This is a genomic window from Pinirhizobacter sp. (assembly GCF_035317885.1).
Classification (GTDB): domain Bacteria; phylum Pseudomonadota; class Gammaproteobacteria; order Xanthomonadales; family Rhodanobacteraceae; genus Pinirhizobacter.
Genome location: NZ_DATHFX010000098.1, coordinates 1 through 3,419, shown reverse-complemented (window position 1 = coordinate 3,419; position 3,419 = coordinate 1). Strand labels below are relative to the sequence as shown.

Sequence of the window (3,419 nt, the reverse complement as noted above, 5' to 3'; positions counted from 1 at the left end):
GTTTCGCGCGTACGCACCTCGCCGATCATGATCACGTCGGGTGCCTGGCGCAGGGTGTTCTTCAGCGCGTTCTCCCAGCTATCGGTGTCGATGCCGATTTCGCGCTGGGTGATGATGCAGTTCTCGTGCTTGTGCACGTATTCGATCGGGTCTTCGATGGTGATGATGTGGCCGGTCGAATTGTGATTGCGATAGCCCACGAGTGCAGCCAGCGAGGTTGACTTACCCGTACCGGTGCCGCCGACGAAAATCACGATACCGCGCTTGGTCATCGCCAGCTGCTTGAGGATCGGCGGCAGGGTAAGTTCTTCGAAGGTGGGTATCTTTGATTCGATCCGGCGCAGCACCATGCCCACGCAGTTGCGCTGGTAGAAGCACGACACGCGGAAGCGCCCTACCCCCGAAGCACTGATGGCGAACTGGCACTCGTGGGTCTTTTCAAATTCCTCGCGCTGCGAGGGTGTCATCACGTTCAGCACCATGTCGCGCGATTGCTGCGCGGTGAGCGGGCTTTGCGTGATGGGGACGATGCGCCCCTGGATCTTCATCGATGGCGCGACGCCTGCCGTGATGAACAGGTCCGATGCCTGTTTGTGCACCATCAACTTCAGGAAGGAAGTGAAATCGAAATCGCTCATGACCGAACCCTAATCGCCGGAAGCCGGCGCCCCTGGGGCGAGGATATACCTGTTTTGGTCCGCCCGCGCCCACCGCCGGGAGTGGTACGCCAGAAGGCTGATGGAGTTGGCATTCCCGTTGCCGGGGCAGCCTCCATACGGCTGCCCCGACCGGCTACCGGCTTACTTGAACACTTCCTTGTTCTTCGCATAACCCACCGCCTGCTGGCGGGTCACCAGGCCGCGCTTGACCAGGTCCTGCAGGGTCTGGTCGAGGGTCTGCATGCCGTATTGCTGGCCGGTCTGGATCGCTGAGTACATCTGGGCGACCTTGTCTTCACGAATCAGGTTACGGATGGCCGGGATGGCCACCATGATCTCGTGGGCCGCCACGCGACCGCCGCCGACCTTCTTCAGCAGGGTCTGCGAGATCACCGCGCGCAGCGACTCGGACAGCATCGAGCGCACCATGGGTTTTTCACCGGCCGGGAACACGTCGATGATGCGGTCGATGGTCTTGGCGGCCGACGACGTATGCAGCGTGCCGAACACCAGGTGGCCGGTTTCCGCCGCGGTCAGCGCCAGGCGGATGGTTTCCAGGTCGCGCAACTCACCCACCAGGATGTAGTCCGGATCCTCGCGAAGCGCCGAACGCAGGGCCTCGGTGAAGCCGTGCGTGTCGCGGTGCACCTCGCGCTGGTTCACCAGGCACTTGTGCGAGGTATGGACGAATTCGATCGGGTCCTCGATGGTAAGGATGTGGCCGTATTCGTTCTTGTTGATGTGGTCGACCATCGCCGCAAGCGTGGTGGACTTGCCCGAACCTGTCGGGCCGGTGACCAGGATCAGGCCCTGCGGCTGCTCGATCAGGTCGCGGAAGATGCGCGGCGTGGCGAGGTCTTCGAGCGTGAGCACTTCGGAGGGAATGGTACGGAACACCGCGCCCGCGCCGCGATTGTGGTTGAACGCGTTCACGCGGAAACGCGCCAGGCCCGGGATCTCGAAGGAGAAGTCGACCTCGAAGAACTCTTCGTAGTCGCGGCGCTGCTTGTCCGACATGATGTCGTAGATCAGCGAGTGCACCTGCTTGTGCTCGAGCGCGGGGATGTTGATGCGGCGCACATCGCCGTCCACGCGGATCATCGGCGGCAGGCCCGCGGAGAGGTGGAGGTCGGATGCCTTGTTCTTCACCGAGAAGGCAAGCAGTTCGGCGATATCCATCGTATTCCCCTGGGTCTTCGTAACGTACGGGCGGTGCGGCCAGCGGCACGGCGAAACGGCAACGGATGACCACCATCGTCGCCGCAGGTCCTGAATGCCAGGTCCCCCTTGCGCGCCTAGGGTAACCACCGCCGCCGGGAAGGGGCAAGCTGCAGGTATATTGTCGCCTGTCGGCGCGTTGACGCGCCTTAGCCCTCCTAAGAAGGAGATCCATGACTCGCATAGCCTTCATCGGCGGCGGCAACATGGCACGCAGCCTGATCGGAGGCGTGCTCAAGCACGGCGGCCACGCGGGCTCGATCAGCGTTGCCGAGCCCCGCGCCTATAGCTGCCAGGAGCTCGCCCGCGAGTTCGGGGTGGTCACCTACCCGCAGAACGTGCTGGCCGCCGAGGGCGCCGAGGTGCTGGTGCTGGCGGTCAAGCCGCAGGTGATGCCCGCGGTCTGCAAGGAGTTGAAGCACGTGGTGACGCGCTCGCGGCCGCTGGTGGTGTCCATTGCCGCCGGCATCCGCATCGCCCAGATCGAGCGCTGGCTGGGCGGCCCCCAGGCAGTGGTCCGCTGCATGCCCAATACGCCGGCCCTGATCGGCGCCGGCGCCACGGGCCTGTTCGCCAATGGCCGGGTCGGCGCCCCGCAGCGGGCCCTGGCGCAGCACCTGCTCGATTCGGCCGGCCTCACCGCCTGGGTGCCGCAGGAAGAAGACCTCGACGTGGTCACGGCAATCTCGGGCTCGGGGCCGGCCTATTTCTTCCTGCTGGCCGAAGCGCTGGAGGCCGCCGGCGTCGCCCAGGGGCTTTCCCCCGAGACGGCCCGCGCGCTGGCCGCGCAAACCGCCCTGGGCGCCGGACGGATGCTCACCGAAAGCAGCGAGCCAGCCGCCACCCTGCGTGAACGGGTGACCTCGCCCAACGGCACCACCCAGGCGGCGCTGGACAGCTTCGCCATGGATCATTTCAACCTTATCGTCGAACGCGCCGTCGACGCCGCCACCCGGCGGGCCGAGGCGCTGTCGGCCGCCATGGATGCACAATAGTGAATTACCTCGCCAACGCCGGCGGCCTTGTCATCGGCTTTGTTTTCGGCGCCATCGTTACGCTTTTCGTCCTGCGCTTCCTTGCCGAGGTCTGCCGCGCCGATTTCCACAACCCGCTGTGCCAGGTGCTGTACCGCTATACCAACCCGATCCTGCAGCCGCTGCGCCGGGTGCTACCGACCTGGCGCCGGTGGAATAGTGCGGCGCTGGTGCTGGCGTACCTGGCAGAGCTGGTCAAGCTGTTGCTGGGATTCGCGCTGGTAGGTGCGATGCCTTCGGTGCCGGGCCTGCTGGTGCTGGGGCTGGCCGAACTCGTCGACTATTTCGTGATGCTCTACGTGGTACTGGTGTTCGCATGGTCACTGATGAGCATGATGAGTACCGATCGCTACCACCCGGTGATCCGCCTGGTGGGCAGCCTGGTGGAGCCGGTATTGCGGCCATTGCGTGGCCGCATCGTGCTCGGCGGCCTGGATTTCTCGCCCGCCGTGGTGATCCTGGTGTTGATGTTGCTGCGCGTGACCCTGGTGCTGATGGTCAGCGACCT

At 64.7% G+C, this 3,419-nt stretch carries 4 protein-coding genes; 2 read left to right on the top strand and 2 right to left on the bottom strand.

The annotated features are described in order from the left end of the window. Both VK519_RS03065 and VK519_RS03060 read right to left on the bottom strand, forming a co-directional pair. On the bottom strand, positions 1-638 hold a 638-nt coding region (locus VK519_RS03065; protein ID WP_324347556.1), incomplete at its 3' end, for an ATPase, T2SS/T4P/T4SS family. Positions 639-800: 162 nt separating this feature from the next. Further along, positions 801-1,838: a type IV pilus twitching motility protein PilT gene (locus VK519_RS03060; protein ID WP_324347554.1), complete on the bottom strand. Its 1,038-nt coding sequence runs from the start codon at positions 1,836-1,838 to the stop codon at positions 801-803. A gap of 212 nt (positions 1,839-2,050) precedes the next feature. Between VK519_RS03060 and proC the strand changes: the two genes are divergently transcribed. Both proC and VK519_RS03050 read left to right on the top strand, forming a co-directional pair. Next, positions 2,051-2,872: a pyrroline-5-carboxylate reductase gene (proC, locus tag VK519_RS03055; protein WP_324347552.1), complete on the top strand. Its 822-nt coding sequence runs from the start codon at positions 2,051-2,053 to the stop codon at positions 2,870-2,872. Further along, positions 2,872-3,419 (top strand): YggT family protein (locus VK519_RS03050; protein WP_324347550.1); only part of this gene is annotated, 548 nt, incomplete at its 3' end. The genes proC and VK519_RS03050, both read left to right, overlap by 1 nt.